28 protein-coding genes and 1 riboswitch are annotated in these 25,842 nt (G+C 70.8%); of the genes, 18 read left to right on the forward strand and 10 right to left on the reverse strand.

The window, feature by feature from the left end; genetic code table 11:
- From ACIRPX_RS15170 to gcvT, 4 genes are all read right to left on the reverse strand, one after another.
- The coding region (locus tag ACIRPX_RS15170) for a serine dehydratase beta chain (protein ID WP_404193646.1) at positions 1 to 639 on the reverse strand (639 nt) is incomplete at its 3' end.
- Between the two features lie 56 nt (positions 640 to 695).
- Positions 696 to 1,976, reverse strand: a complete 1,281-nt coding sequence (glyA, locus tag ACIRPX_RS15175; protein ID WP_404193649.1) for a serine hydroxymethyltransferase — start codon at positions 1,974 to 1,976, stop codon at positions 696 to 698.
- Positions 1,977 to 1,990: 14 nt separating this feature from the next.
- Positions 1,991 to 2,368, reverse strand: a complete 378-nt coding sequence (gene gcvH / locus ACIRPX_RS15180) for a glycine cleavage system protein GcvH (protein WP_404193652.1) — start codon at positions 2,366 to 2,368, stop codon at positions 1,991 to 1,993.
- Positions 2,369 to 2,487: 119 nt separating this feature from the next.
- Entirely contained in the window at positions 2,488 to 3,606 is a 1,119-nt protein-coding gene (gene gcvT / locus ACIRPX_RS15185) for a glycine cleavage system aminomethyltransferase GcvT (RefSeq protein WP_404193655.1), read from the reverse strand.
- A 142-nt stretch (positions 3,607 to 3,748) separates the two neighbouring features.
- Positions 3,749 to 3,841, reverse strand: a riboswitch (glycine riboswitch).
- A 172-nt stretch (positions 3,842 to 4,013) separates the two neighbouring features.
- Here gcvT and ACIRPX_RS15190 point away from each other — a divergent pair.
- The 10 genes from ACIRPX_RS15190 to ACIRPX_RS15235 all read left to right on the forward strand — a co-directional run bounded on the left by ACIRPX_RS15190 (position 4,014) and on the right by ACIRPX_RS15235 (position 15,259).
- Positions 4,014 to 4,715 carry an AAA family ATPase gene (locus tag ACIRPX_RS15190; protein WP_404194245.1) on the forward strand — a complete coding sequence of 234 codons (702 nt, stop codon included), beginning with the start codon at positions 4,014 to 4,016 and terminating at the stop codon, positions 4,713 to 4,715.
- Positions 4,716 to 4,809: 94 nt separating this feature from the next.
- On the forward strand, positions 4,810 to 5,604 hold the full coding sequence (locus tag ACIRPX_RS15195; RefSeq protein WP_404193657.1) for an enhanced serine sensitivity protein SseB: 795 nt from the start codon (positions 4,810 to 4,812) through the stop codon (positions 5,602 to 5,604).
- Positions 5,605 to 5,742: 138 nt separating this feature from the next.
- Complete coding sequence (locus ACIRPX_RS15200; RefSeq protein ID WP_404194247.1) at positions 5,743 to 6,501, forward strand: enhanced serine sensitivity protein SseB C-terminal domain-containing protein; 759 nt, start codon at positions 5,743 to 5,745, stop codon at positions 6,499 to 6,501.
- A 387-nt stretch (positions 6,502 to 6,888) separates the two neighbouring features.
- Positions 6,889 to 7,887 carry an ABC transporter permease gene (locus ACIRPX_RS15205; protein WP_404193660.1) on the forward strand — a complete coding sequence of 333 codons (999 nt, stop codon included), beginning with the start codon at positions 6,889 to 6,891 and terminating at the stop codon, positions 7,885 to 7,887.
- Positions 7,888 to 7,913: 26 nt separating this feature from the next.
- Complete coding sequence (locus tag ACIRPX_RS15210) at positions 7,914 to 9,668, forward strand: ABC transporter substrate-binding protein (RefSeq protein ID WP_404193663.1); 1,755 nt, start codon at positions 7,914 to 7,916, stop codon at positions 9,666 to 9,668.
- Between the two features lie 87 nt (positions 9,669 to 9,755).
- On the forward strand, positions 9,756 to 10,766 hold the full coding sequence (locus tag ACIRPX_RS15215) for an ABC transporter permease (protein ID WP_404193666.1): 1,011 nt from the start codon (positions 9,756 to 9,758) through the stop codon (positions 10,764 to 10,766).
- A complete protein-coding gene (locus ACIRPX_RS15220; protein WP_404193669.1) occupies positions 10,763 to 11,848 on the forward strand; it encodes an ABC transporter ATP-binding protein in 1,086 nt (361 codons plus the stop codon). The genes ACIRPX_RS15215 and ACIRPX_RS15220 overlap by 4 nt, the downstream gene beginning before the upstream one ends.
- A gap of 14 nt (positions 11,849 to 11,862) precedes the next feature.
- Positions 11,863 to 13,089: an ABC transporter ATP-binding protein gene (locus tag ACIRPX_RS15225; RefSeq protein WP_404193671.1), complete on the forward strand. Its 1,227-nt coding sequence runs from the start codon at positions 11,863 to 11,865 to the stop codon at positions 13,087 to 13,089.
- 98 nt (positions 13,090 to 13,187) lie between these two features.
- Entirely contained in the window at positions 13,188 to 14,579 is a 1,392-nt protein-coding gene (locus ACIRPX_RS15230) for a M1 family metallopeptidase (RefSeq protein ID WP_404193674.1), read from the forward strand.
- Positions 14,580 to 14,602: 23 nt separating this feature from the next.
- Positions 14,603 to 15,259, forward strand: coding sequence for a trimeric intracellular cation channel family protein (locus tag ACIRPX_RS15235; protein ID WP_404193677.1), 657 nt, complete (start codon positions 14,603 to 14,605; stop codon positions 15,257 to 15,259).
- Here the strand turns inward: ACIRPX_RS15235 and ACIRPX_RS15240 are convergent.
- The gene (locus ACIRPX_RS15240) at positions 15,168 to 16,391 is read right to left on the reverse strand and encodes an alpha/beta hydrolase (protein WP_404193680.1); all 1,224 of its coding nucleotides are present in this window, start codon (positions 16,389 to 16,391) and stop codon (positions 15,168 to 15,170) included. The genes ACIRPX_RS15235 and ACIRPX_RS15240 overlap by 92 nt on opposite strands.
- A gap of 165 nt (positions 16,392 to 16,556) precedes the next feature.
- On the opposite strand from ACIRPX_RS15240, the gene ACIRPX_RS15245 reads away from it, so the two are divergent.
- On the forward strand, positions 16,557 to 17,444 hold the full coding sequence (locus ACIRPX_RS15245) for a thioesterase family protein (RefSeq protein ID WP_404193682.1): 888 nt from the start codon (positions 16,557 to 16,559) through the stop codon (positions 17,442 to 17,444).
- Here ACIRPX_RS15245 and ACIRPX_RS15250 read toward each other — a convergent pair.
- A complete protein-coding gene (locus ACIRPX_RS15250; protein ID WP_404193685.1) occupies positions 17,431 to 18,018 on the reverse strand; it encodes a TIGR03086 family metal-binding protein in 588 nt (195 codons plus the stop codon). The two genes, ACIRPX_RS15245 and ACIRPX_RS15250, sit on opposite strands and share 14 nt — an antisense overlap.
- A 105-nt stretch (positions 18,019 to 18,123) precedes the next feature.
- On the opposite strand from ACIRPX_RS15250, the gene ACIRPX_RS15255 reads away from it, so the two are divergent.
- Positions 18,124 to 19,143, forward strand: a complete 1,020-nt coding sequence (locus ACIRPX_RS15255) for a helix-turn-helix transcriptional regulator (RefSeq protein ID WP_404193688.1) — start codon at positions 18,124 to 18,126, stop codon at positions 19,141 to 19,143.
- Between the two features lie 58 nt (positions 19,144 to 19,201).
- Positions 19,202 to 19,555, forward strand: a complete 354-nt coding sequence (locus ACIRPX_RS15260; protein ID WP_404193691.1) for a hypothetical protein — start codon at positions 19,202 to 19,204, stop codon at positions 19,553 to 19,555.
- 64 nt (positions 19,556 to 19,619) lie between these two features.
- Here the strand turns inward: ACIRPX_RS15260 and ACIRPX_RS15265 are convergent, their stop codons facing one another.
- Positions 19,620 to 20,246, reverse strand: coding sequence for a TetR family transcriptional regulator (locus ACIRPX_RS15265; RefSeq protein WP_404193694.1), 627 nt, complete (start codon positions 20,244 to 20,246; stop codon positions 19,620 to 19,622).
- A 122-nt stretch (positions 20,247 to 20,368) separates the two neighbouring features.
- On the opposite strand from ACIRPX_RS15265, the gene ACIRPX_RS15270 reads away from it, so the two are divergent.
- From ACIRPX_RS15270 to ACIRPX_RS15280, 3 genes are all read left to right on the forward strand, one after another.
- A complete protein-coding gene (locus tag ACIRPX_RS15270; protein ID WP_404193697.1) occupies positions 20,369 to 20,536 on the forward strand; it encodes a hypothetical protein in 168 nt (55 codons plus the stop codon).
- A 36-nt stretch (positions 20,537 to 20,572) separates the two neighbouring features.
- The gene (locus ACIRPX_RS15275; RefSeq protein WP_404193700.1) at positions 20,573 to 20,848 is read left to right on the forward strand and encodes a DUF4190 domain-containing protein; all 276 of its coding nucleotides are present in this window, start codon (positions 20,573 to 20,575) and stop codon (positions 20,846 to 20,848) included.
- Positions 20,849 to 21,018: 170 nt separating this feature from the next.
- Positions 21,019 to 22,182 (forward strand): cysteine desulfurase family protein, encoded by a 1,164-nt coding sequence (locus ACIRPX_RS15280; RefSeq protein ID WP_404193703.1) that lies wholly within the window; start codon positions 21,019 to 21,021, stop codon positions 22,180 to 22,182.
- Between the two features lie 17 nt (positions 22,183 to 22,199).
- On the opposite strand, the gene ACIRPX_RS15285 is transcribed toward ACIRPX_RS15280, so the two are convergent.
- Complete coding sequence (locus tag ACIRPX_RS15285) at positions 22,200 to 22,889, reverse strand: N-acetylmuramoyl-L-alanine amidase (protein WP_404193706.1); 690 nt, start codon at positions 22,887 to 22,889, stop codon at positions 22,200 to 22,202.
- A gap of 60 nt (positions 22,890 to 22,949) precedes the next feature.
- Between ACIRPX_RS15285 and mnmA the strand changes: the two genes are divergently transcribed.
- A complete protein-coding gene (gene mnmA, locus ACIRPX_RS15290) occupies positions 22,950 to 24,080 on the forward strand; it encodes a tRNA 2-thiouridine(34) synthase MnmA (protein ID WP_404193709.1) in 1,131 nt (376 codons plus the stop codon).
- 6 nt (positions 24,081 to 24,086) lie between these two features.
- On the opposite strand, the gene ACIRPX_RS15295 is transcribed toward mnmA, so the two are convergent.
- Positions 24,087 to 24,872 (reverse strand): alpha/beta fold hydrolase, encoded by a 786-nt coding sequence (locus tag ACIRPX_RS15295; protein WP_404193712.1) that lies wholly within the window; start codon positions 24,870 to 24,872, stop codon positions 24,087 to 24,089.
- Between the two features lie 47 nt (positions 24,873 to 24,919).
- Positions 24,920 to 25,243, reverse strand: a complete 324-nt coding sequence (locus ACIRPX_RS15300) for a DUF427 domain-containing protein (protein ID WP_404193715.1) — start codon at positions 25,241 to 25,243, stop codon at positions 24,920 to 24,922.
- A 50-nt stretch (positions 25,244 to 25,293) separates the two neighbouring features.
- Here ACIRPX_RS15300 and ACIRPX_RS15305 point away from each other — a divergent pair, with 50 nt between their 5' ends.
- Positions 25,294 to 25,833: a TIGR00730 family Rossman fold protein gene (locus tag ACIRPX_RS15305; protein WP_404193718.1), complete on the forward strand. Its 540-nt coding sequence runs from the start codon at positions 25,294 to 25,296 to the stop codon at positions 25,831 to 25,833.
- Positions 25,834 to 25,842 lie beyond the last annotated feature (9 nt).

Genomic DNA, 25,842 nt, shown 5'->3' on the forward strand with positions numbered 1-25,842 from the left:
CAGCCCCGCGCGGATCTCGTCCTCGGTGCGCCAGGCACGCTCGTTCTCCAGCATCAGCGCGGAGATCGACAGGCCCGTCTCCCGGGTCAGCCGCAGCAGCTCGTCGCCGGTGCGGAAGGGGTACTTGAGCACCGTGTCGTCGAGCTTGATGCGGTCCGCGCCGACCGCGTCCTCGTCGACGACGAAGCCGCCGCCGACCGAGTAGTACGTCTTGGACAGCAGCTCCGCGCCGTCCGCGTCGGTGGCCCACAGCGTCATGCCGTTGGCGTGGTAGGGCAGCGCCTTGCGGCGGTGCAGCTTGAGGTCGTCGTCGAAGGAGAACGGGATCTCGTGCTCACCGAGCAGCCGGATGCGCCGCTCCGTCTTGATCTGCTCGACCCTCTCGTCGGCCCCCTCCACGTCCACCGTGCGAGGCGAGGCGCCCTCCAGGCCCAGGAGCACCGCCTTGGGGGTGCCGTGGCCGTGGCCGGTCGCGCCCAGGGAGCCGTAGAGCTCGCAGCGCACCGCGGCGACCGAGCCGAGCAGCTCCTCGTTGCGCAGCCTGCGGGCGAACATGCGGGCCGCGCGCATCGGGCCCACCGTGTGGGAACTGGACGGGCCTATGCCGATCGAGAACAGATCGAACACCGAGATGGCCACGGGAAATCCTCCTGAGAGGGCGGGGGCACACGGCGTCGGGTGCCCCCGCCATGGAACTACTTGTTCAGACCCGGGTAGAGCGGGTGCTTGTCGGCGAGCGCCCTGACCCTGGCCTTCAGCGCCTCGGCGTCGGCCTCCCGGAAGGGGGCCGGTGCCTTCAGCGCCTCGGCGATCACGTCCGCGACCTCGGCGAAGTCCTCCGCGGTGAAGCCGCGGGTGGCCAGCGCCGGGGTGCCGATCCGCAGACCCGAGGTCACCATCGGCGGGCGCGGGTCGTTCGGCACGGCGTTGCGGTTGACCGTGATCCCGACCTCGTGCAGCCGGTCCTCGGCCTGCTGCCCGTCCAGCTCGGACTCGCGCAGGTCGACCAGGATCAGGTGCACGTCGGTGCCGCCGGACAGCACGTTCACCCCGGCCGCACGGGCGTCCGGGGCGGTCAGCCGCTCGGCCAGGATGCGCGCGCCCTCCACCGTACGCCGCTGGCGCTCCTTGAACTCCTCGCCCGCGGCCACCTTGAAGGACACCGCCTTCGCGGCGATCACGTGCTCCAGCGGGCCGCCCTGGAAGCCGGGGAAGACCGAGGAGTTGAGCTTCTTCGCGAAGTCCTTCCTCGCCAGGATGATGCCGCCGCGCGGCCCGCCCAGGGTCTTGTGCGTGGTGGAGGTGACCACGTCGGCGTGGGGCACCGGGTTGGGGTGCAGCCCGGCGGCGACCAGGCCGGCGAAGTGCGCCATGTCCACCCACAGGTAGGCGCCCACCTCGTCGGCGACCCGGCGGAACGCGGCGAAGTCCAGCTGCCGCGGGTACGCCGACCAGCCGGCGATGATCACCTTCGGCCGGTGCTCCTTGGCCAGCCGCTCCAGCTCGGCCATGTCGACCAGGCCGGTGGCCGCGTCCACGTGGTAGGCGACCACGTTGAACTGCTTGCCGGAGAAGTTCAGCCGCATCCCGTGGGTGAGGTGCCCGCCGTGGGCCAGGTCCAGGCCGAGGATGGTGTCCCCGGGCTGGGCGAGCGCGAACAGCGCCGCCTGGTTGGCGGAGGCGCCGGAGTGGGGCTGCACGTTGGCGTACTCGGCGCCGAACAGCTCCTTGATCCGGTCGATGGCGATCTGCTCGGCGACGTCGACGTGCTCGCAGCCGCCGTAGTAGCGCCGGCCCGGGTAGCCCTCGGCGTACTTGTTGGTCAGGACCGAGCCCTGGGCCTCCATGACGGCCAGCGGCGCGAAGTTCTCGGAGGCGATCATCTCCAGGGTCGACTGCTGGCGCACCAGCTCGGCGTCGACCGCGGCGGCGATCTCCGGGTCCAGCTCGTGCAGGGACGTGTTCAGGACAGACATGCGTCTACGGCTCCTCAGCCGGCGTTCTGGGCGGTGTACTCGTCGGCGGAGAGCAGGTCGGCCGGCTCCTCGGCGAGCCGGACCTTGAACAGCCAGCCGCCCTCGAAGGGGGCCGAGTTCACCAGGGACGGGTCGTTGACGACGTCCTCGTTGATCTCGGTGACCTCACCGGTGACGGGGGAGTACAGGTCGCTGACCGACTTGGTCGACTCCAGCTCGCCGCAGGTCTCGCCCGCGGTCACCGCGGAGCCGACCTCGGGAAGCTGGGCGTAGACGACGTCGCCGAGCGCGTTCGCCGCGAACTCGGTGATGCCGACCGTCGAGACGCCGTCCTCGGCGGCCGACAGCCACTCGTGCTCCTTGCTGTAGCGCAGCTGCTGGGGGTTGCTCATGGCCTGAATTCTCCTGTACGCGCGAAGGTGCTGGTGAAGGGGGGACTGCTGGATGCGTGAGGGAACAGGGGGATGTGCGCGGAGTCACGTCCGTGGCCCCGGCCGTACCCGTCCAGTGTCTACTTCCGCCGCTTGTAGAACGGCAGTGCCACGACCTCGTACGGTTCGTGGCTGCCCCGGACGTCCACGCCGACCCCGGCCGTGCCGGGCGCCGCGTGCGCCGCGTCGACGTACGCCATCGCGATCGGCTTTCCCAGCGTGGGGGAGGGAGCGCCGGAGGTGACCTCGCCGATCACCGCGCCGCCGGCGACGACCGGGTACCCGGCGCGCGGGACCCGGCGGCCCTCGGCGACCAGGCCGACCAGGACGCGCGGCGGGTTCTCCTGCGCGCGCTCGGCGGCCGCCTGCAGCGCGGCGCGCCCCACGAAGTCGCCGTCCTTCTCGAACTTCACCACCCGGCCGAGCCCGGCGTCGAAGGGGGTCAGCGAGGTCGACAGCTCGTGCCCGTACAGCGGCATGCCGGCCTCCAGGCGCAGGGTGTCCCGGCAGGACAGCCCGCAGGGGACCAGGCCGGCGCCCTCGCCGGCCTTGGTCAGCGCCTGCCACAGCTCGACGGCGTGCTCCGGCTTCACGAACAGCTCGAAGCCGTCCTCGCCGGTGTAGCCGGTGCGCGCGATGAGGGCGGGGACACCCGCGACGGTGCCGGGCAGGCCCGCGTAGTACTTCAGGCCGTCGAGGTCGGCGTCGGTCAGCGAGGCGAGGATCCCGGGCGACTCGGGGCCCTGCACGGCGAGCAGCGCGTAGGCGTCGCGGTCGTCGCGCACCTCGGCGTCGAAGGCCGCCGCCCGCTCCGTCAGCGCGTCCAGGACGGTCCGGGCGTTGGAGGCGTTCGCCACGACCATGTACTCGGTCTCGCCGAGCCGGTAGACGATCAGGTCGTCCAGGATGCCGCCGTCGGCGCGGCAGATCATGGTGTAGCGGGCGCGGCCGAGGCCCACGGAGGCGATGTTGCCGACCAGGGCGAAGTTCAGCAGGGCGGCGGCCTCGGGGCCGGTGACCGTGATCTCGCCCATGTGCGAGAGGTCGAAGAGCCCGGCCCGGGTGCGCACCGCGAGATGCTCGTCGCGCTCGGAGCCGTAGCGCAGGGGCATGTCCCAGCCGGCGAAGTCGGTCATCGTCGCGCCGAGCGAGCGATGCAGGGCATCGAGCGCGGTACGGCGCGGTTCGGTACTGCTCATCGGTCCGTCTCCCAAGTCATGACAGATGGTCGTTCCTCCCCATCTGTCATCGGAACCTGAGAGGTTCGCCCTGATCGCGCGGCGATCGGAGCTTGCACCTTGGGTGGAGCCACTGACGCAGCGGCCCGCTTTTCAGATGTGCCTCGCCCGCGCGGTAACGGGGCCTGAGAGATTCAAGGGAGGAACTTGCTCCTTCGGCGCCCCAGTGGTCTGGGGACTCTCCCGCGCGGATTCAAGCGGCCGGTATGCAGTTGGCGCGCACATCATTGCACGCCTTCTCCACGGGTGGCAGGTCCGCATCTGTAACCGGCCTGTGGCAGAGCGATCACGAAAACGCGAGGCGCGGCGCATTACCTTCTCTTTACACTCGACGGGCGGGGAATCCGCGCCCGGCCCAGGGGAGGACGATCACGGTGAACAGGCCCACGGCGTACGCCACGACCTCGGCCCTCGCGCTGCCGAAGCAGTCCGCGGCCCCGGCCCGGGAGGCCCGCGGCGGCCGGGCCCCCGTGGTCCGCGACCTGCGCGACCGCTCGGGTCGCAGCCCGCACGCCCTGCTCTTCGGCCCGAGCGACCTCGTGGTCGTCACCGGCCTGCCCGGCAGTGGCAAGTCGACGCTGATGGAGCGCGCCGTGCGGGGCCCGCGCGTCGACTCCCAGGACACCCGCGACCGATGGGCCGCCCGGGTGCCGCGCATGCTGCCGTACGCGGTCTACCGCCCCCTGGTCCGCCTCGCGCACTTCGCCGGCCTGCGCCGGGCCCTCGCCGCCGGTGGGGGCGCCGTCGTGCACGACTGCGGCACCCAGGCCTGGGTGCGCGGCTGGCTGGCCCGGGAGGCCCGCCGCCGCGGCGGCGCCCTGCACCTGCTGCTCCTGGACGTCGCACCGGGCACGGCACTCAGGGGCCAGCGCGAGCGCGGCCGCGGCGTCTCCCGCTACGCCTTCCTGCGGCACCGCACGGCGGCCGCGCGGCTGATCCGCTCCGTGGAGCGCGGTGACCTGCCCGCGGGCGTGGGCTCGGCGGTGCTGCTGGACCGGGACGCGGCGGACGTGCTGCGCAGGATCGGCTTCACGGCCTGGGCCGGGTCCCCGCGCCCTCCCACCCGCTAGCCTTTCCAGCCTCAGCAGTGCTTTCTCGGCAGCACCGGCTCCCATCAGCGGTGGTTCTCAGCAGCAGCGGTTCTCAGCAGGCGGTCGGACACAGATGGACTTCCCGGCGGATCTTCCCGCGGACTTTCCCATGCAGGCGCACCCCCATCCGCACGGCGGATGGCCCGGCAACGAACTGGAGGAGGTGCTGTCGGCCTCGCTCGGCATTCCCCACGCGGGCGGCCGCATCATCGAGGTGCTCGGCCGCAGCTTCCTCTGGGTGCCGCTGCCGAGCGGCGGCGGCCCGCACAGCGGTCCCCTTGACCTGCCCTCGCTGGAGATCGAGGGCCAGGCCTACGTCCCGGTCTTCAGCTCCGAGGAGCAGTTCCGGCACGTCGTCGGCGCCCACATGGCGTACACGATCGCCCCGGCGGTCGAGTTCGCGCGCGGCCTGCCGCCGCAGGTCGGTCTGGCGATCAACCCGGACGGCGTGGTGGGCGTCCCGCTCCCGCCGGCCGCCGTCGCCGAACTGTGCCGGGCGGGCCGCACCCCGCTGGACGGCCCCGCCACCGGCGCCCGCGTCCGCCTCTACGAACCGGACTGGCAGGACGACCCGGTGGACTTCCTGGCCGCCGCGTCCGCCGAGTTCGCGGCGACGGGCGTGGTCGTCTCGGCCCGCCGCTGCCTGGCGGCCGTGGAGACCTCGGACCCGGTGATGTTCGTCGGCGTCGAACTCTCCCACCGGGAGGGCGACCTCAGGGCGCTTCCCCTCCAGGCGCTGGAACGGGCCGTGACCAGGATCCCGGCCCCGTGGCCGGTCAACCTCGTCCTCCTGGACGTCACGGACGACCCGGTGGCGCACTGGATGCGCGAACAGGTACGGCCCTTCTACACGGGGGATCATCCGTAGCCGCCGCCGGTGGCGCACTCGCCGCAGGGGCAACCGGTCCCGGGCCACCGGGCGCTTAAGCTGTCACAAGAACGCGGGGCATTCTTCGAAGGGGCGGTACGACACGTGAGCGCGAGCCTCAGCGGCAGCGTCGAGCAGATGCTGCGCCAGGTGACGCCAGGGCGCTACGACGCCTACGAGGCACTCCTTCGCGCACTCGCGACCCCGGGCTCCGGCCAGGTCTGGATGCTCCTGTGGCACGGCCAGGCGGGCTCCCCGGACGCCCAGTACGGAAACATGGAGGTCGAGGGCTTCGGCTACGCGCCGTGCGTCACCTCCGCCCAGGAGCTCTCGGCCAGCGGCTGGAACCGGTCGTACGAGGTGGTCGACGGCCTGGACGTCGCCCGCACCCTGTACCCCGACCACTACGGCCTCTGGCTCAACCCGCACGCCCCGGGCGGCGGCGTGGGCATCCCCTGGCTGGACCTGCGCCGGATCGCCACCGGCCTGGAGCGCCAGGCCGCAGGCCCGCTGCGGCTGTCCGAACCCGCCCTGGAGATCCCGCAGTTCTACGCCCTGCTCACGCAGAACGCCCACCGCACCCCGGCCGTCCGCTCGTTGCGCCGCGCCTGGGTGCAGCCGGCGCTCGGCGCGCCGTACCTCGCCATCGGACTGGACGTGTACGACACGAGCCCGCCCGCCGTGGACTCGGTGCGGGCGATGATGCAGCAGTCGATCGGCGCGGTCCCGGACGGGCTGCCGGTGTCGACGGTGGCGATGTCGGACGAGTACGACCCCGTGGCCCTCTGGATGCGCGCGAGCGCCCGCCCCTTCTACGACCGCGAGGCCCACGCGGCGGCCCCGGCACAGGCCCCGGCGGGCGGCTACGGCTACCCACCGGTGCATGGCGGATACTGAGACGGCATCTTCGGTCCTTGCCGGACCCCGGGATGATCTCCGCGCGTAGACTCGCCCGGAACAATCTGATGTTTCCGCCAATGTCCGAATTAACCCATGTCCGGCGGTCGTGATCTGCTGTTCGGATAACGGAATCCTTCGATCGTCATCACGGTTGCGCATACTTTCTCCATCAGACCTGGCGCGTGATCGCAACCGCATTGAAGACTCGCCTCTCAGACGCGAGGTCATCGATCCTGTGAGCGGGTACCGACCGGTACCAACTCAAGGATCGCCTGGACAGTCGGGCCGCAACCAACGCGGCCACCGCGCAGCAGGCAAGGGAACCAAGCCGCCCACAGCGGCGGACAAAGGCCGGTCACCACCGGCGAGAGGGGTCAGGTCATTGTGACCGCACCGATCGAGACCACGGGGGCGGAAGCCGGAGCGCAGCCCGAGGCCGTGCTCGCCGGGGCCAAGAAGAGCCAGATCGAAGGGCGTTCACTCACCCAGATCGCCTGGGCACGGTTCAAGCGCGACAAGGTGGCCGTGGCCGGCGGCATCGTCGTCATCGGCCTCGTGCTGATGGCGGTGCTCGCCAAGCCGATCGAGTGGGTCTTCGGGCTCGACCCCAACAAGTTCAACCAGAACCTGATCGACCCGGCGCTGCTGGCCCCCAAGGGCGGCTGGGGCGGCATGAGTTGGGACCACCCGCTCGGTGTCGACCCGCAGTACGGCCGCGACATGCTGGCCCGCATCATCGACGGCTCCTGGGTGTCGCTCCTGGTCGCGGTCGGCGCCACGCTGCTGTCCGTGATGATCGGCACGGTCCTCGGTGTCGTCGCCGGGTACTACGGCGGCTGGGTCGACAGCATCGTCAGCAGGCTGATGGACACCTTCCTGGCCTTCCCGCTGCTGCTGTTCGCGATCGCCATCTCGGCCTCGGTGCAGGACGGTTTCTTCGGCTTCGAGGGCCTCACGCTGCGCATCGGCGTCCTGATCTTCGTGATCGGCTTCTTCAGCTGGCCGTACATCGGCCGCATCGTGCGTGCCCAGACGATGACCCTGCGCCGACGCGAGTTCGTCGAGGCCGCCCAGAGCCTGGGTGCGCGCGGGCCGCACGTTCTGTTCCGGGAGTTGCTGCCCAATCTCGTCGCGCCGATCCTCGTCTACTCGACGCTGATCATCCCGACGAACATCCTCTTCGAGGCGTCGCTGAGCTTCCTCGGAGTCGGCATCGCCCCGCCGCAGGCCTCCTGGGGCGGCATGCTCAGCAACGCCGTGGATCTCTACACAGCGGATCCGCAGTACATGTTCGTGCCCGGACTGGCGATCTTCGTCACCGTCCTGGCCTTCAACCTGCTGGGTGACGGGCTGCGTGACGCGCTCGACCCTCGCAGCAAGTGATCCATCGATAGAGGGGCTTTCCTCACGTGAAGACGAGAAGGGTGACCGCCGCCGTCGCGACGGCCCTGGCGCTCTCGCTGGGTGCCGCCGCATGTGGCGGCGGTGGCGGCAACAACAACAGCAGTGGTGGCGGCAACGCCAAGAAGGACGCGGCGCTGGACTCCATCGTCAACGCGTCGAGCAAGAAGGGGGGGACGGTCTCGCTGGAGGAGTCCGACGTGCCGGACTCCCTGGACCCGGGTAACACCTACTACGGGTTCGTGCAGAACTTCTCCCGTCTCTATGCGCGTACGCTCGTGACGTTCAAGCCCGCCGCGGGCAAGGACGGCCTCACGGTCGTCCCCGACCTGGCGGACTCCCTGGGCAAGCCCAGCGCCGACGCCAAGACGTGGACGTACCACCTGCGCGCGGGCCTGAAGTTCCAGGACGGCACGCCGATCACGTCGAAGGACGTCAAGTACGCCGTCGAGCGCTCCAACTTCGCGCCCGAGGCCCTGTCCAACGGCCCCACGTACTTCAAGCAGTACCTGGTCGGCGGCGACAAGTACAAGGGTCCCTACAAGGACAAGTCGCCCGACGGCATCAAGTCCATCGAGACGCCGGACGCCCGTACGATCGTCTTCAAGCTGAACCAGCCGTTCGCCGACTTCGACTACCTGGCGACGTTCTCGCAGACGGCCCCGGTGCCGCAGGCGAAGGACGACGGCGCGAAGTACGTCCAGCACATGGTGTCCTCGGGCCCCTACCAGTTCCAGTCGTACCAGGAGGGCGCCAGCGCCGTCCTCGTGCGCAACAAGAACTGGGACCCGAAGACGGACCCGATCCGCAAGGCGCTGCCGGACAAGATCACGGTCAAGTTCAAGGTCAACGCGGTGACGGTCGACAACGACCTGCTCGCCGACAAGATCACGGCCGACCTCGCCGGCACGGGTGTGCAGCCGCAGACCCAGCCGAAGGTGCTGACCGGCAAGAACGCCAAGCAGACGGACAACCCGTACGCCGGTGCGCTGTCGTACATCGCGCTGGACGTCAAGGTGAAGCCGTTCGACAACATCCACTGCCGCAAGGCCGTGCAGTGGGCGATCGACAAGCAGTCGATCATCGACGCCCAGGGCGGCGCGCCCAAGGGTGACGTGGCCTCCACGCTGCTGCCGCCGTCGGTCAACGGCTACACCAAGTTCGACAAGTACCCGTCCGCGGGCAACAAGGGCGACATCGCCAAGGCCAAGGCCGAGCTCCAGGCGTGCGGCAAGCCGAACGGCTTCTCCACCACGCTGACGGCCCGTTCCGACCGTCCCACCGAGATCGCTCAGGCCACGGCCATCCAGAACTCGCTGAAGAAGGTCGGCATCAACGTCGACATCAAGCAGTTCCCCTCCGGCAAGTACTTCTCCAACTTCGCCGGTGTCCCGAGCTACGTGCACCAGCACAAGCTCGGCATGCTGTCCATGGCGTGGGGCGCCGACTGGCCGACCGGCTACGGCTTCCTGGAGCAGATCGTCGACGGCGCGGCCATCAAGCCCTCGGGCGGTACCAACCTGATGGAGCTGAACGACCCGCAGATCAACAAGGCGCTGTCCGACGCGATCGCCAACACGGACAACACGGCCCGCACCAAGGCGTGGGGTGACATCGACAAGATGGTCATGGACAACGCCTCCGTCGTCCCGCTCGTCTACCGCAAGAACCTGCTGTACAGGCCGACGTCCGCGACGAACGTCACTGTGACGCAGGCGTACCTCGGCATGTACGACTACCTGCTGCTCAGCTCCTCGAAGTAACAGCAGGCCGGATATTCCTGAAAGGCAGGTGAAGGCACCGGGTGGCCGGGACGCACCCTCGTCCCGGCCACCCGGAGCCGCACAGCTGTGGCTGCGTACATGATCCGACGCGTCTTCGGCGCCTTGGTACTGCTGCTGGTGGTCAGCGCAGTCACCTTCGCAATTTTCTTCCTGGTCCCCCGCCTGGGCGGCCAGACAGCCACTCAGCTGGCCACCCAGTACGTCGGCAAGGACGCCAACCCCGAGTCCATCGCCGCGATCAAGAAGAACCTGGGTTTCGACCAGCCCATCTACATCCAGTACTGGGACTACATCAAGGGCCTCGTCGTCGGCGCCGACTACAAGTTCGGACCTGACGCGACGCACTGCAGTGCTCCCTGCTTCGGGTACTCCTTCAAGAGTCACATCGAGGTATGGCCCCAGCTCACCGAGCGCATCCCGGTCTCCTTCTCGCTGGCCGTCGGCGCGGCCGTGATCTGGGTGATCTTCGGAGTGACGACCGGTGTGATCTCGGCGCTGCGCAAGGGCAAGCCGGTCGACCGCGTGGCGATGTTCATCGCCCTGGCCGGCGTCTCGCTCCCGATCTTCTTCACCGGCCAGATCCTGAGTGGGCTCTTCGTCTACCAGTGGCCGGTCTGGGACAGCACCGACTACGTCCCGTTCACCCAGAACCCGGCGGACTGGGCCTGGCATCTCCTGCTGCCCTGGATCAGCCTCGCGTTCCTCTTCTCCGCCCTCTACGCCCGGCTCACCCGGGCGGGCATGCTGGAGACCATGGGCGAGGACTACATCCGCACGGCGCGGGCCAAGGGCCTCAAGGAGTCCGTCGTGGTCTCGAAGCACGGCCTCAGATCCGCGCTGACGCCGATCGTCACCATCTTCGGCATGGACTTCGGCATTCTCATCGGCAGCGCGGTGCTCACCGAGACCGTGTTCTCCCTGCAAGGGATCGGGGCGTACTCGATCCAGGCGATCCGGGACAACGACCTGCCCATCGTCATGGCTGTGACGCTGGTCGCGGCGTTCTTCATCGTCTTCTGCAACCTGATCGTCGACCTGGTGTACGCCGCCATCGACCCCCGCGTGAGGTACTCGTGAGCAAGCTCGACAAGGCGGCGCTCGGCGAACCGACCACCGTCACCGCCCAGCCCGACGCCGACGCGTTCCTCTCCGTCCGCGATCTGCGCATCCACTTCCAGACCGACGACGGCCTGGTCAAGTCCGTCGACGGAGTGAGCTTCGATGTGCGGCGCGGCAAGACCCTCGGCATCGTGGGCGAGTCCGGCTCCGGCAAGTCGGTCACCTCGCTGGGCCTGATGGGCCTGCACCGGTCCGCGGTCAACGCCAGGGTCTCCGGCGAGGTCTGGCTGGACGGCCAGGAGCTGATCGCGGCCGACCCCGACGAGGTACGCCGGCTGCGCGGCCGGAAGATGGCGATGATCTTCCAGGATCCGCTGTCGTCCATGCACCCCTACTACACGGTCGGGCAGCAGATCGTGGAGGCGTACCGCGTCCACCACGACGTCACCAAGAAGGCCGCCAGGAACCGCGCGGTCGAGATGCTGGACCGCGTGGGCATCCCCGAGCCGGACAAGCGCGTCGACGGCTACCCGCACGAGTTCTCCGGCGGTATGCGCCAGCGCGCGATGATCGCGATGGCGCTGGTGAACAACCCGGAGCTGCTCATCGCCGACGAGCCCACCACGGCGCTGGACGTCACCGTCCAGGCCCAGATCCTTGACCTGATCCGGGATCTGCAGAAGGAGTTCGGCTCCGCGGTCATCATGATCACGCACGACCTCGGTGTCGTCGCCGAGATGGCTGACGACCTGCTGGTCATGTACGCGGGCCGGCCCGTGGAGCGCGGCGAGGCCGAGTCGGTCTTCTCCCAGCCCCGCCACCCCTACACCTGGGGCCTGCTCGGCTCGATGCCGCGACTCGACCGCGAGCAGACCGACCGCCTCATCCCGATCAAGGGAGCCCCGCCCTCCCTGATCAATGTCCCCTCGGGCTGCCCCTTCCACCCGCGCTGCCCGTACGCGGACATCCCGAAGGACAACGTCACCCGCACGGTCCGCCCGGAGCTGACCGAAGTCGGCGGCCAGCACTGGGCCGCCTGCCACATGAGCAAGGAGCAGCGGGAGCGTATCTGGAACGAAGAGATTGCGCCGAAGCTGTGAGCGAGGACAAAGCAGTGACGATTCCTGCACAGAGCGAAGGCCAGGATGCCGCCGAGGGCGCGACCTCCAGCGAGACGCTGCTGAAGGTGACCGGTCTCCAGAAGCACTTCCCGATCCGCAAGGGCCTGCTTCAGCGGCAGGTGGGCGCGGTGCGCGCCGTCGACGGGATCGACTTCGAGGTCCGCAAGGGCGAGACGCTCGGCGTCGTGGGCGAGTCGGGCTGCGGCAAGTCGACGATGGGCCGGCTCATCACCCGGCTGCTCGAACCGACCGCGGGAAAGGTCGAGTTCGAAGGAAGGGACATCACACATCTCGGTGTGGGCAGCATGCGCCCGATGCGCCGCGACGTGCAGATGATCTTCCAGGATCCCTACTCCTCGCTGAACCCGCGGCACACGATCGGCACGATCGTCGGCGCTCCGTTCCGGCTCCAGGGTGTCGAGCCGGAGGGCGGGGTGAAGAAGGAGGTCCAGCGGCTGCTGTCGGTGGTCGGCCTCAACCCCGAGCACTACAACCGCTATCCGCACGAGTTCTCCGGCGGTCAGCGTCAGCGCATCGGTATCGCCCGGGCGCTGGCACTGAACCCGAAGCTGGTCGTGGCGGACGAGCCGGTCTCGGCGCTCGACGTGTCGATCCAGGCCCAGGTGGTGAATCTCCTGGACGACCTCCAGGAAGAGCTCGGCCTGACCTACGTGATCATTGCGCACGATCTCTCGGTCGTGCGGCACGTCTCCGACCGGATCGCGGTGATGTACCTCGGCAAGATCGTCGAGCTCTCCGACCGGGAGTCGCTCTACGCCGCGCCGTTGCACCCGTACACCAAGGCGCTGCTGTCGGCGGTGCCGATCCCGGACCCGAAGCGCAGGGCGACCAAGAGCGAGCGCATCCTGCTCAGGGGCGACGTCCCCTCGCCGATCTCCCCGCCGAGCGGTTGCCGTTTCCACACCCGGTGCTGGAAGGCGACCGAGATCTGCCGGACGACCGAGCCGCCGTTGCTGGAGCTCAGGCCGGGCCAGCAGGTCGCCTGTCATCACCCGGAGAACTTCGAGGACCAGGCGCCGCAGGACACCGTCCTGCTGACCGCGGCCAAGGAAGCGGCCGAACCGGTCTCGGGCAAGCCCGCGGAGCCGGGGCAGACGTCGGCGGCGGTGGCGGCCGAGGGCGCGGAGGGCGGCGACGAGGCCGGCGCCGGCGAGACCCCGGACGCGGCCTCCGACGGTCAGGAGTCAACGGACAAGTAACGCATGACAAGTTGGCAAAGTCATGTACATGCATGAACGGGAGAGTGCAGAGTCGGGCGTATCCGTCTGATCGGACCACGCACCGAAGGGACGACCCCATGTCACTCTCCCGTTCGGCACGCTTAGGGGCCCTCGCGACCGCGGCGGCCTCTTTCCTTGTCATCGCCGCCTCCTCCGCCCCCACCCACGGCGCCCCCGGCATCGGCGACACCTACTTCCCCCGGCTCGGCAACGGCGGCTTCGACGCCCGCCACTACGCCCTCGACGTGGCGTACAACCCGGACACCGACCGCCTCGACGGCCGCACGACGCTCACCGCGCGGGCCACCGAGTCCCTCTCCTCCTTCGATCTCGACCTGCAGAAACTTGAGGTCACCAGGGTCGAAGTGAACGGCAGACGCGCCGAGTTCACCCGCGACGGCGACGAACTGCGCGTCATCCCGCACGGCGTGCTCCGCAAGAACAGGACCTTCCGGGTCACGGTCACCTACGGCGGCGTTCCCGAACCCCTCGGCGGCCCCATCGTCTTCGGCTCCAGCTACGGCTGGATGAAGACCGCCGACGGCGTCTTCGTCGCCTGCGAGCCCAACGCCGCCTCCACCTGGTTCCCGTCCAGCGACCACCCCTCCGACAAGGCCACCTACGACATCCGCATCAAGGCCCCCAAGGGCCTGACCGGCGTCTCCAACGGCCGGCTGGTCTCGACGTACGACAAGGGCGGCTCGACGTACACCCACTGGCGCGAGAGCCGGCCCATGGCGACCTATCTCGCGACCGCCACGATCGGGAAGTTCGACGTGAGGACCGGGAGGACCCCGTCCGGGATCCCGATCTACGTCGCCATCGACCCGGTGCTGGCGAACAGCAACAGCGTCGACGTGTACGCCGTCACCGCCGCGGCCACCGACTACTGGCAGCAGGTCTTCGGTCCGTACCCCTTCGAGGAGACCGGCGCGATCGTCGACGACATGCCGCAGGCCGGGTTCTCGCTGGAGGTGCAGAGCAAGCCCGCCTACTCGGCCGTGCGCAACGAGACCACGATCGTGCACGAGCTGGCCCACCAGTGGTTCGGCGACTCGGTCTCGGTGGAGCGGTGGAAGGACATCTGGCTGAACGAGGGCTTCGCCACCTACGCCCAGTGGCTGTGGGCCGAGCACCAGGGCACCCGCAGCGCCCACGACTCGTTCCTGGCCGGCTACGACGCGCGCCCGGCCGACAGCTCCTTCTGGCAGACCGTCGTCGCCGACCCGCAGCGCGACACCATGTTCGCCTCCGCGGTCTACCAGCGCGGCGCGATGACCCTCCAGGCGCTGCGCGAGCGGATCGGCGACAAGGCGTTCTTCAGGCTGCTGCCGGCCTGGACGCACCTGCACCGGTACGGCAACGCGAACACGCGGCAGTTCATCCGGCTCGCCGAGCAGGTCTCCGGCCAGAAGCTCGGCGACCTGTTCCACACATGGCTCTACACGACGGGCAAGCCCGCCCTCTAGTACCCCCTGCGTAAGAATGTGGGGTGCTCCAGCAACTGTTCAGCCCCTCCGTCCAGCACACGCTCGACCTCATCGGCATCTTCGTGTTCGCCATCTCCGGCGCGCTGCTGGCCGTCCGCAAGAACTTCGACGTCTTCGGCATCGCCGTCCTCGCCGAGGTCACCGCGCTGGGCGGAGGGCTGCTGAGGGACGTGATCATCGGTGCCGTGCCGCCCGCCGCCTTCACGGACTTCGGCTACTTCGTCACCCCGCTGCTCGCCGCACTCATGGTCGTCTTCCTCCATCCGCACGTCGAGCGCATCCAGGTCGGCGTGAACGTCTTCGACGCGGCCGGCCTCGGCCTGTTCTGCGTCGCCGGGACGACCAAGGCGTACGAGTACGGGCTCAGCCTCACCTCGTCGGCCACCCTCGGGCTCGCCACCGCGGTGGGCGGCGGCGTGCTCCGGGACGTCCTGGCCAACGAGGTGCCCTCCCTGCTGCGCTGGGACCGCGACCTGTACGCGGTCCCCGCCATGGTCGGTGCCACCATGGTCGTCCTGTGCATCCGCTACGACGTCCTGACCCCGTTCACCAGCGGACTCGCCGTGGTCACCGCCTTCGTACTGCGCCTGCTCGCGATGAAGTACCACTGGCGAGCGCCGCGCGCCTGGAACCGGCGCTCGACGGTGCGGGAGGAGTAGTGCCCCGGCCCCGGGCGTGGTGCCGGCCCATCTCCACCGAGAGCCAGCGGAAGGACGGGACCACCTGCGGCCGCCACAGCGCCATGGTGTGGCCGCCGGCGGCTTTCGGGATGAAGACCACGTGCACGGTCGTCGGTGCCTTCGCGGCCTGTTCGAGGCCGATGCCGGCCTCGTAGCCGTCGTGCGGCTGGCCGGAGAGGTACAGCGCGATCCGGGGCGGGCTGAGGGCCTTCCTCAGCAGCAGGTAGGGGTTGTTCTCCGCCCTGAGCCGGAGGCTCTGCGCGGCGAGCGAGGTACGTTCGCCGATCGGGTCGTTGTAGCCGGACATGCTGATCGCGGCCATGTAGCGCCCCGGGTGCGCGACGGCCAGCTTCACCGCGCAGTGCGCGCCCGCCGAGTAGCCCGCGACCGCCCAGCCCCGCGGCGCGGGCGCGGCGCGGAAGTTGTCCGTGACCATCCGGGGGACGTCGATGCTGAGCCAGCTGTCGGCGTCGACCGTGCCCGGGATGTTGGCGCAGCCCGTGTCCACGCCGGCCAGCAGGTTGGTGCGCGGGGCGACCAGGATGAACGGCGCGACCTCGCCGTCGCGCATCAGCGGTGCCAGCTGCCGTGCCGCCTTCATCGACCCGAACCATGCCTTCGCCGAGCCCGGGTAGCCCGGGAGCAGCTCCACGACCGGGAAGGTGCGGTGCCGGTAGCGCGGCTCGCCGTACTGCGGCGGCAGCCAGACGTAGACCTCTGCGTTCACGCCGGAGACGCGGCCCTTGAGCTGGGTCTCGCGTACGCCGTTCATCCCGGGGCCGGTGGCCGCGGTGAAGTCCTGCCTGACCTTGGGGAGTCGTTGCAGCGCCAGGCCGCCGGTGCCGTCGGCGCCCAGGTTCGCGGCCCGCTGCACATGGTTGCCCGTGCCGAGGAGGTCGGCCCAGTTGTCGTACAGGCTGTTGGCGTTGTTGACGAGGACGAAGACCAGTGCGACCGCCGTCCCCTGGGCGAACAGCAGCATCAGCATGCGGCCCGCCGTGCGCAGGGCTCGCGGCCCGCGCAGGCGTGACCACAGGACGAGCGGCAGTACCAGCGCGATCGCGAACAGCACGATCAGCGTGTAGAGGAACGGAGTCCCGGTGAGGCTCATGTCCCCATAGAGGGGGCCGCCGGGGCCCGGGTTTCGGACGAGTGGGGACACTTACCAAGAAATTGCCGGAACCTCACCCGCAAGGACGGAGACAGCGGCCGGTGCGCCGGCCGCCCGCACGCCAGAAAGCTACCGCTTAGTAGTTTCTCGTTGTACGGTTCAGGCATGCCAGAAGCAGCTTCCGCAGCGGCCACGAAGGCCGCCGTCGGCGACAGCGAGTTCGACCGGGACACCGCGCTCACCCTGCGCGAGCCCGGCGTCTACGACATCGACCTCTCCGCCGGCTGGACCATCATCAACGCCGTCAACGGCGGCTATCTGCTGGCCGTCCTGGGCCGCGCCCTCGGGGACGCCCTGCCGCACCGCGACCCGTTCACCGTCTCGGCGCACTACCTCACCGCGTCTCGGCCGGGCCCGGCGGTGGTCCGCACGGAGCTGGTGCGCGGCGGCCGCACCCTCTCCACCGGCCAGGCATCCCTCTTCCAGTACGACGAGGAGGGCCGCGAGGTCGAGCGCATCCGCGTCCTCGCCTCCTACGGCGACCTGGACGCGCTGCCCGACGACGTGCGCACGACCGCCGTGCCGCCCGCGTTCCCGCCCATGGACCGGTGCTTCGGCCCGCAGGACACTGCGTCCGATGTCCGACTACCGTCGGGTGGCGCGCCCGTCGACGGCAGCTCGGCGATCGCCGACCGGCTGATGATCAAGCTCGATCCCGCCACCCTCGGCTGGGCGCTCGGCGCCCCGTCGGGCAAGGGCGAGATGCGCGCCTGGTTCGGCCTCGCCGACGGGCGCGACGCCGACCCGCTCTCGCTCCTGCTGGCGGTGGACGCGCTGCCGCCCACCGCCTTCGAGATCGGTCTCTCCGGCTGGGTCCCCACGGTCGAGCTCACCGTCCACATCCGCACCCGCCCGGCCCCCGGCCCGCTCCGCGTCTCCATCACCACCCGCAACCTGGCGGGCGGGTTCCTGGAGGAGGACGCGGAGGTGTGGGACAGCGAGGACCGGCTGGTGGCGCAGTCCCGCCAGCTGGCCCGCGTCAGGCTCGGCTGAGGGGCTCCCGGCCCAGCCAGGCCGCCAGCTGCCCGTAGACGTCGGCCGTCTCGGGGGCCGGCCGGGCCGAGGCGAACGGCGTGTCCGCGTCGCGCTCCGGCGCGGAGAGGACGCGGCGCGCGGTGGCGAGGGCGAACTCGGCGAGCTCCGGGTCGAGTTCCAGGGGGTGGCCGAGGGACTCGGACAGGTCCCAGGTGTGGGTGACCAGTTCCATCACGTACCCGGAGAGGGCGGCACGGCCCGGGACCTCGCCCCAGGGCACCCGGACCGGCGCCGCCATGCGGTCGTCGGCCGCCCAGGCGGCGAGGACCCGCGCGCGGACCTCCTCGTACGCGCTGGGCCAGCCGTCGTCCTCGACGCCGTCGGTGACGGGGCGTACGGCCATGCCGTCGCCGCCCTCGCCGACGACCGCGATACGCCGGGTGCCGCCGACGACATGTCCGAGCAGGGCCCGCACGTCGAACTCGGCGCAGGGCGTGGGGCCGTTCAGCTGCTCGGGGCGTACGGTCCTGATCAGCGCCGCCGCCTGCTCGGTGGCGCGGGTGTAGACGGGGCGCGGGTCGACGGTGTTCATGGGGTGACCTCTCTCTGCCGGGCTGTCGGGGGAGAGCGTGCCCGCATAACCTGACAGTTTCCGTCATCATTTGCCGCGGCCCGCGACGGGCGCGACTCTGGTCCCGTGAAGTCCGACCGCCTGCTCTCGATCCTGCTGCTCCTGCAGACCCGCGGCCGCGTCCCCGCGCGTGAACTCGCCGGGCGGCTGGAGGTGTCCGTACGCACGATCTACCGCGACGTGGAGGCCCTGTCGGCCGCCGGCGTACCGGTCTACGCCGAGCGCGGGCGGCACGGCGGCATCGAACTGCTCGCGGGATTCCGTACGGACGTCACCGGGCTGACCGCCGACGAGTCCCGTGCGCTGTTCGTCCTGGCCGCGCAGGGCGCGCACGCCGCGCTCGGCCTGGACGCGGCGCTCGGCTCCGCGCTGCGCAAGGTGATGGCCGCGCTGCCGGCGCCGCACCGCCCGGCCGCCGAGGTGGCCTCCCGCCGCATCCTCGTCGACGCCACGCGCTGGAAGGGCGGGCCGCAGGCCGCGGTCGACCTGGACACCCTGCAGGACGCCGTCTTCGCCGACCGCCGGCTGCGGCTGCGCTACCGGCACGGCGGACAGCGGGAGCCGCGGACGTACACCGTCGACCCCTACGGTCTCGTCTCGAAGGCGGGTGTCTGGTACCTGGTCGCCGACCGCCGGGCGGCCCCCCGGCTGTTCCGCGCGGACCGGGTGCGGTCGGCCACGGTCCTCGGCGACGCCGTGCGCCGGCGGCCGGGTGTCGAACTCTCCGACGTCTGGGAGGTGTTGCGCCGCCAGGTGGAGGAGCGGCCCGGCGGGCTCGACGTCACCGTCCGCGTCCGGCGCGACCGCCTCGACATGTTCCTGCGCCTGAACGCCGCGCAGCTGGCCGAACTGCCCGACGCCGACGCCGGAGGCGCCGAGGGCGAGGACGCGTGGGTGAGCGTGCGGCTGTCGTACGGCGTCGTGCGCGAGGCCCGTCAGCTCCTTCCGTTCGCCGACGCCGTCGAGGTGCTGGAACCGCCCGAGGTGCGCGCGGAACTGGCCGCGGCGGCCGCCTCCGTGACGCGTCTGTACCCCTCTTTGCCCGAACCACAGGCCCCGGACAGGCCGTCCCCAAGGAAGCCCTAAGCGCCGTTGATTGAGTGCCGGTCTCAGAAGTCCCTCATTCTTCCTGGAGTTGCCTCTCATGAAGCGCGTGCGTCTCGTTCCCGCGACGGCCCTGCTGCTGCTCTCACCGCTGGCCCTGGCGGCCTGCGGCTCCGGCGACTCGTCGTCGTCCTCGGGCAGCGGCGACTCGGGCCGGCAGCAGGCGTGTTCGGCGGCCGGCGGAAACCCGTCGGGGATGCCGTCCGGCGCGCCGTCGGGGCGCCCGTCCGGCGCCCCGACCGGCAAGGCCGCCGCCAGGCCGTCCGGCACGCCCACGGGGATGCCGTCGGGGATGCCGAGCGGTGGGCCGTCCGGGATGCCGGGTGGCGGCCAGGGCGGCCCCGGCGGCGGTTGCGGCGGACCGGGCGGGAGCCGGGCCGCGGCACAAGGGTGACCGCGTCTCTCGTACGACAGGGGCGGCACACCCGGTGAACGGGGGTGCCGCCCCTGCGTGTTGCTCAGTCCAGCCAGTGACGGCGCCCGATGCTGATCAGCCGCATCTGCCGGGAGGCGACCTGCGCCACCCGCTCCCGATCGTCGTCCGTGCCCTCCATGGCCTCCAGGAACAGCGAGGCGGTGATCAGCATCTGGTCCACGTACAGATGGGCCAGCATCAGCAGGTCGTCGCCGCTCCAGCCCGTGGACTGCGGGTCCTTGGCGAGTTCGTCCCGCACCTCCTCGGCGAACCGGGCCAGTTGGTCCCGGATGGCGTCCCGCACCGGCTGGACCCCGCCGTGCCGCTCCCGCGCGATGAACCGGACGTGGGAGGGGTACGCGTCCACGTGGCCGGCGATCAACTCGATGGCGCGCGTGATGCGTTCCTCGCTGTTGTCCGCCGAGGTCACCGTCGTCCGGATCATCGGGTGCAGGCTGCCCAGTGCCTCCTCGACCAGGGCCACGCCGAGATCCGGGATGGAGCGGAAGTGCCGGTAGAAGGCGGTGGGGGCGACGCCGACGGCACGGGTGACCTCGCGCAGGCCCAGGCTGCTCAGGCTCTGCTCCTCCAGCAGACCGAGCGCCGCGTCGAGGAGCGCCTGCCTGGTCTTCTGCTTCTGGGCCTGCCGGATGCCGAGGGTGTGACTCATGTCATCCAGTTAACAACTGTTCTCTGGATTTGGAAAGCCGTACGGCGCGCTAGACTCTGGAGTCAGTGAACAACTGTTACTACAACTGTTCACCGAAACGTAACCGGAGGGGGATCCATCCCATGCTGTTCCTTGTCGCCGCACTGCTGCTGTTCGGCGCGGTGCTGGGCACCGTGGCCCACGCGCCGTTCGCGTTCACGCTCGTCGCCGCCACCGTCATCGCCGCCTGGCTCGGCATCTTCGCGCTCCGCGAGCGCAACGGCCGCCGCCGCCACTCGTCCACGCACTGACCGACCGTCCCTACGGCTTCCTGGAGCTGACCCGTCATGCACCTCACCGCACCGGCCGCCGGCCGCACCACCGCCACCCCGCGGCGTGACGCCGACGGCATGGCCGTCGCGTCCTTCATCCTCGGCCTGCTCGGCCTGCTGGTCCTCAACCTCTTCCTCGGCCCGATCGCCATAGCCCTGGCCGCCGTGGCCCTCTGGCGCGGCACGGCCCGCCGCGGACGCGCCCTCCTGGGCCTGACGCTCGGCATCGCCGATCTCGCCGTCCTCGCGATCGCGATGCAGCTCTCCAACACGGTGTCCTGGAGCCTGTAGGCCACCCTCGCCGTGGGCAGTCGTTCCGCAGGGCGGAACGGACACGGCCTGCAACGCCGGGTCCCTTGCCGACGACGTCAAGGGCGGCGCGGGTCAAGGGCAACCTCGCCGCAGCACAGGGCGACCTTGACGCCAGGTCCTCTTCTCAGGCCCCGTAGAATCGGGGCACCATGGCTTACCTCGACCACGCCGCGACCACCCCGATGCTCCCCGAGGCAGTCGAGGCGATGACCGCCCAGCTGAGCGTCACGGGCAACGCCTCCTCCCTCCACGCCTCGGGCCGGCGGGCCCGCCGTACCGTCGAGGAGGCCCGCGAGACCCTCGCGGAAGCGCTCGGCGCCCGCCCCAGCGAGGTCGTTCTCACCTCCGGCGGCACCGAGGCCGACAACCTCGCCGTGAAGGGCCTGTACTGGTCCCGCCGTGCCGCCGACCCGGCCCGCACCCGCGTCCTGTCGAGTCCCGTCGAGCACCACGCGGTCCTGGACGCCGTCCACTGGCTCGGCGAACACGAGGGCGCCACGGTCGAGTACCTTCCGGTCGACTCCCACGGACGGGTCCACCCCGAGGCGCTGCGCGAGGCGATCGCCCGCAACCCCGACGACGTCGCCCTGGCCACCGTGATGTGGGCCAACAACGAGATCGGCACGATCCTGCCGGTACGCGAACTGGCCGACGTGGCGCGGGAGTTCGGCATCCCGCTGCACTCCGACGCCGTCCAGGCCTTCGGCCAGGTCCCCGTCGACTTCACCGCCTCCGGCCTCGCGGCGATGACGGTCTCGGGCCACAAGATCGGCGGCCCGTACGGCATCGGCGCCCTGGTCCTCGGCCGTGAGCACACCCCCGTGCCCGTCCTGCACGGCGGCGGCCAGGAGCGCCACGTCCGCTCCGGCACCCTCGACGTCCCGGCCGTCGCCTCCTTCGCGGTGGCCGCACGGCTGGCCACCGAGCAGCGCGCGTGGTTCGCGAGCGAGATCGGCGCCCTGCGCGACAGCCTGGTCGAGGCGGTCCGCGCGGCCGTCCCGGACGCGATCCTCGGCGGCGACCCGGTGGACCGTCTGCCGGCCAACGCCCACTTCACCTTCCCCGGCTGCGAGGGCGACTCCCTGCTGCTCCTCCTCGACGCCCAGGGCATCGAGTGCTCCACCGGCTCCGCCTGCACCGCGGGCGTCGCTCAGCCCAGCCACGTCCTGCTGGCCACCGGCACCGACCCCGACCTGGCCCGCGGCACCCTGCGCTTCTCCCTCGGGCACACCTCCACGGAGGCGGACGTCGAGGCGCTGGCGAAGACGATCGGCCCGGCGGTCGAGCGGGCGCGGGCCGCGGGACTGACCTGACGCGCCCGGGAGTTGTCCTACGACTTCGCGGCCGAAGGCGACGGCGATGCCGAGGCCGCGGCCGACGCCCGGTGCACGAGACGCAGGTAGCGGTCCCAGTCCCAGTAGCGCCCCGGGTCGGTGTGGTCCGCCCCCGGCACCTCGGAGTGCCCGATGATGTGCGTCCGGTCGATCGGTATGCCGTAACGCCCGCATATCCCCGCCGTCAGGCGCGCGGAGGCCGTGTACATCGCGTCCGTGAACGAGGACCGGTGCTCCACGAAGCCCTCGTGCTCGATGCCGACGCTGCGTTCGTTGTACGCGCGGTTGCCGGAGTGGAAGGCCACGTCCAGCTCGCGGATCATCTGCGTGATCTCGCCGTTCTGCCGGACGATGTAGTGGGCCGCGGCCTGGTGGGCCGGGTTCAGGAAGGCCTTGACCGCGCTCGCGAAGCTGCCCTGGGTGACATGGACGACGACCCGGTCGATCGGGTAGTCGGCGGGACGGTCCGCGCGGCGGTAGTTCGCCGAGGAGGCCGCGAGCCAGCGCGCGCCCCGGAAGTCGACCGCACCCGGCGTGCGCGGCTTCTCCACCCCGGGCATCCGCCACCACAGATGCGACAGCTCCTCGCGCGCCAGGACGGCCGTGCCGACGGCGGCCGCCGCACCGCCGACCAGCAGTGCGCGGCGCCCGATCCGCCGGTCCGAGTCGCTCCTCGTGTCCCCCATGTGATCGTCAACGGATACGCGTGGGCTCCGGTTCCCGCGCCCCCGTACTCTTGAAGGGTTATGACTGACACCTCGCCGCGCCCCCGCCCTCTTCGCGTACTCGCCGCCATGTCCGGCGGAGTGGACTCCGCCGTCGCCGCCGCCCGCGCCGCCGAGGCCGGCCACGACGTGACCGGTGTCCATCTGGCGTTGTCCGCGAACCCGCAATCTTTCCGCACGGGCGCGCGCGGCTGCTGCACCGTCGAGGACTCGCGCGACGCCCGCCGGGCCGCGGACGTCATCGGCATCCCGTTCTACGTCTGGGACCTCGCCGACCGCTTCCGCGAGGACGTGGTCGAGGACTTCGTCGCCGAGTACGAGGCCGGCCGCACCCCGAACCCCTGCCTGCGCTGCAACGAGAAGATCAAGTTCGCCGCCCTGCTGGACAAGGCGCTGGCCCTCGGCTTCGACGCGGTCTGCACCGGCCACTACGCCAAGGTGATCGTGAACGAGGACGGCACGCGCGAGCTGCACCGCGCCTCCGACATGGCCAAGGACCAGTCGTACGTCCTCGGGGTCCTCGACGACCGGCAGCTGGCGCACGCCCTGTTCCCGCTGGGCGACACGGTGACCACCAAGGACGAGATCCGCGCCGAGGCCGAGCGCCGCGGCCTCGCGGTCGCCAGGAAGCCCGACTCGCACGACATCTGCTTCATCGCCGACGGCGACACCCAGGGCTTCCTGGCCTCCCGCCTGGGCAGGGCGGAGGGCGACATCGTCGACGAGTCCGGCACCAGGCTCGGCACCCACGAGGGCGCGTACGGCTTCACCATCGGCCAGCGCAAGGGACTGCGCATCGGCACCCCGGCGCCCGACGGCAAGCCGCGCTACGTGCTCGACATCTCGCCGGTCGACAACACGGTCACGGTCGGCCCGGCCGCGGCCCTGGACGTCAGCGCGCTCACCGCCGTCAAGCCGCGCTGGTGCGGAGCGCCACCCGCCGGCCCCGGCACCTACACCGCCCAGCTGCGCGCCCACGGCGGCGAGAGCGAGGTGCGGGCCGAACTGGCGGACGGCACCCTCGAGGTGTCCTTCACCGAGCCGGTCCGCGGCGTCGCGCCCGGCCAGGCGATCGTGCTCTACGACGGCACACGCGTGGTGGGCTCGGCGACGATCGCCTCGACCACGCGCGCGACGGCGACCGTGGCCTGAACCGCGTCACCCCTCCGGGGCGAGGAACTCCGCCAGCACCGGCGCGAGCACGTGCGGATCCACCCGGTGGGTCTGGCCCGCCAGGCTCCGGTACGTGCCGCGCGGCACCGCGTCGGCGACGGCCCGGGCGGCCTCGCCCAGCCAGGCGGGGCTCGCCGAGCCGGAGACCGACAGCACGGGCACGCCGATCGTGGCCAGCCGCGCGCGGGGCACCGTCGCGTCCCCCAGGACGGCGTCGTCGTACGCGAGGCTCGGCGCGAGTGCCTCCATGGCGGCCCACATGGGGGACTGGCGGGCGCCTTGGATCATCTCCTCGGCCAGACCCGTCAGCCTCAGGAACAGCTCGACCGCGTCCCCGCGCCGGTTCTCGCGCAGCGCCTCGGTGAGGCGTGCGGTGTACTCGGTGCGTTCCCTGACGGCGTCCTCGGACAGGGCGAACGGCACCTCGTAGACGGCGGCCCGGGGGACCGGCAGCCCGCTCGCCACCGCCTCCAGGACGAGCGCGCCGCCCGAGGAGATGCCGTACAGCGAGGCCTCGCCGCCCGCCACGTCGATCAGCGCCGCGAGGTCCTCGACCTCACGGGCCACCGCGTAGGGCGCCGTGTCGCCGCTCTCGCCCCGGCCGCGGCGGTCGTGGACGAGCACGTCGAAGCGGTCGGAGAGAGCCGCGGCGAGGGGGACCACCGTGGCACTCGTCGACATCGCACCGCTCACGAGGACGACCGCCGGGCCCTGTCCGAACCGTTCGTACGCGACGGGGGTGCCGTCACGTGAAAGGGTCTTCTTCTCCATGCCTTCGGAGACTGCCCCACCACGCGCGGATATGCGCGCTCAACCGCTCACGACACGTCCACTTCGTAGAAGCAGAGGTGGTCCTTGATCGCGGTGACGTCGGGCTTGGGGTCGGGATAGGACCAGACGACGTCCGCCGCGTCCGGGAGGGACCAGTACGAGGCGGTGCCCTTGAACGGGCAGTAGGTGTGCGTGTCGGACGGCGTCAGCAGGTCGAGGCGTACGTCCTCGGCCGGGATGTAGTACCGCACCGGACAGCCGGTCTCGCGCAGCAGCAGCGGCCGGTCGCTCTCCGCCAGAACCTGGTCGCCGTGCACCACGCGCACGTGCTGGTCGCCTTGCTCGATGGTGATCGTGTGTCCTTGGGCCATACCTGGGCAGCGCTCGCGGGCCCCCGGTTCTTCCCGCGTACGGTTGCCTCATGCGTATCTGCGTCTTCCTCTCCGCCGCCGACCTCGACGACCGATACACGCGGCCCGCGCGCGACTTCGCGAAACTCCTGGGCAAGGGCGGGCACACGCTCGTCTGGGGCGGTTCGGACGTCGGGCTGATGAAGGTGGTCGCCGACGGCGTGCAGGAGGCGGGCGGCCGGCTCTGCGGGGTGTCCGTGGACTTCCTGGCGGCCAAGGCGCGCCAGGGCGCGGACGAGATGGTGATCGCCCGCGACCTCGCCGAGCGCAAGCGGCTGCTCCTGGAGAAGGCCGACGCGGTGGTGATCATGGTGGGCGGCACCGGCACGCTCGACGAGGCCACCGAGATCCTGGAGCTGAAGAAGCACGGGCACACCGACAAGCCGGTCGTCCTGCTCAACACCGCGGGCTTCTACGACGGCCTCAAGGAGCAGTTCCGGCGCATGGAGGACGAGGGGTTCCTGCCCCGCCCGCTCACCGAGCTGGTGTTCTTCGCGGAGGAGCCGGTGGGCGCGCTGGCCTACCTGGAGGAGAGCCAGGGCCTCGGGTGAGGTGCGGCG

Source organism: Streptomyces sp. NPDC101225 (genome assembly GCF_044767585.1).
Lineage (GTDB): Bacteria > Actinomycetota > Actinomycetes > Streptomycetales > Streptomycetaceae > Streptomyces.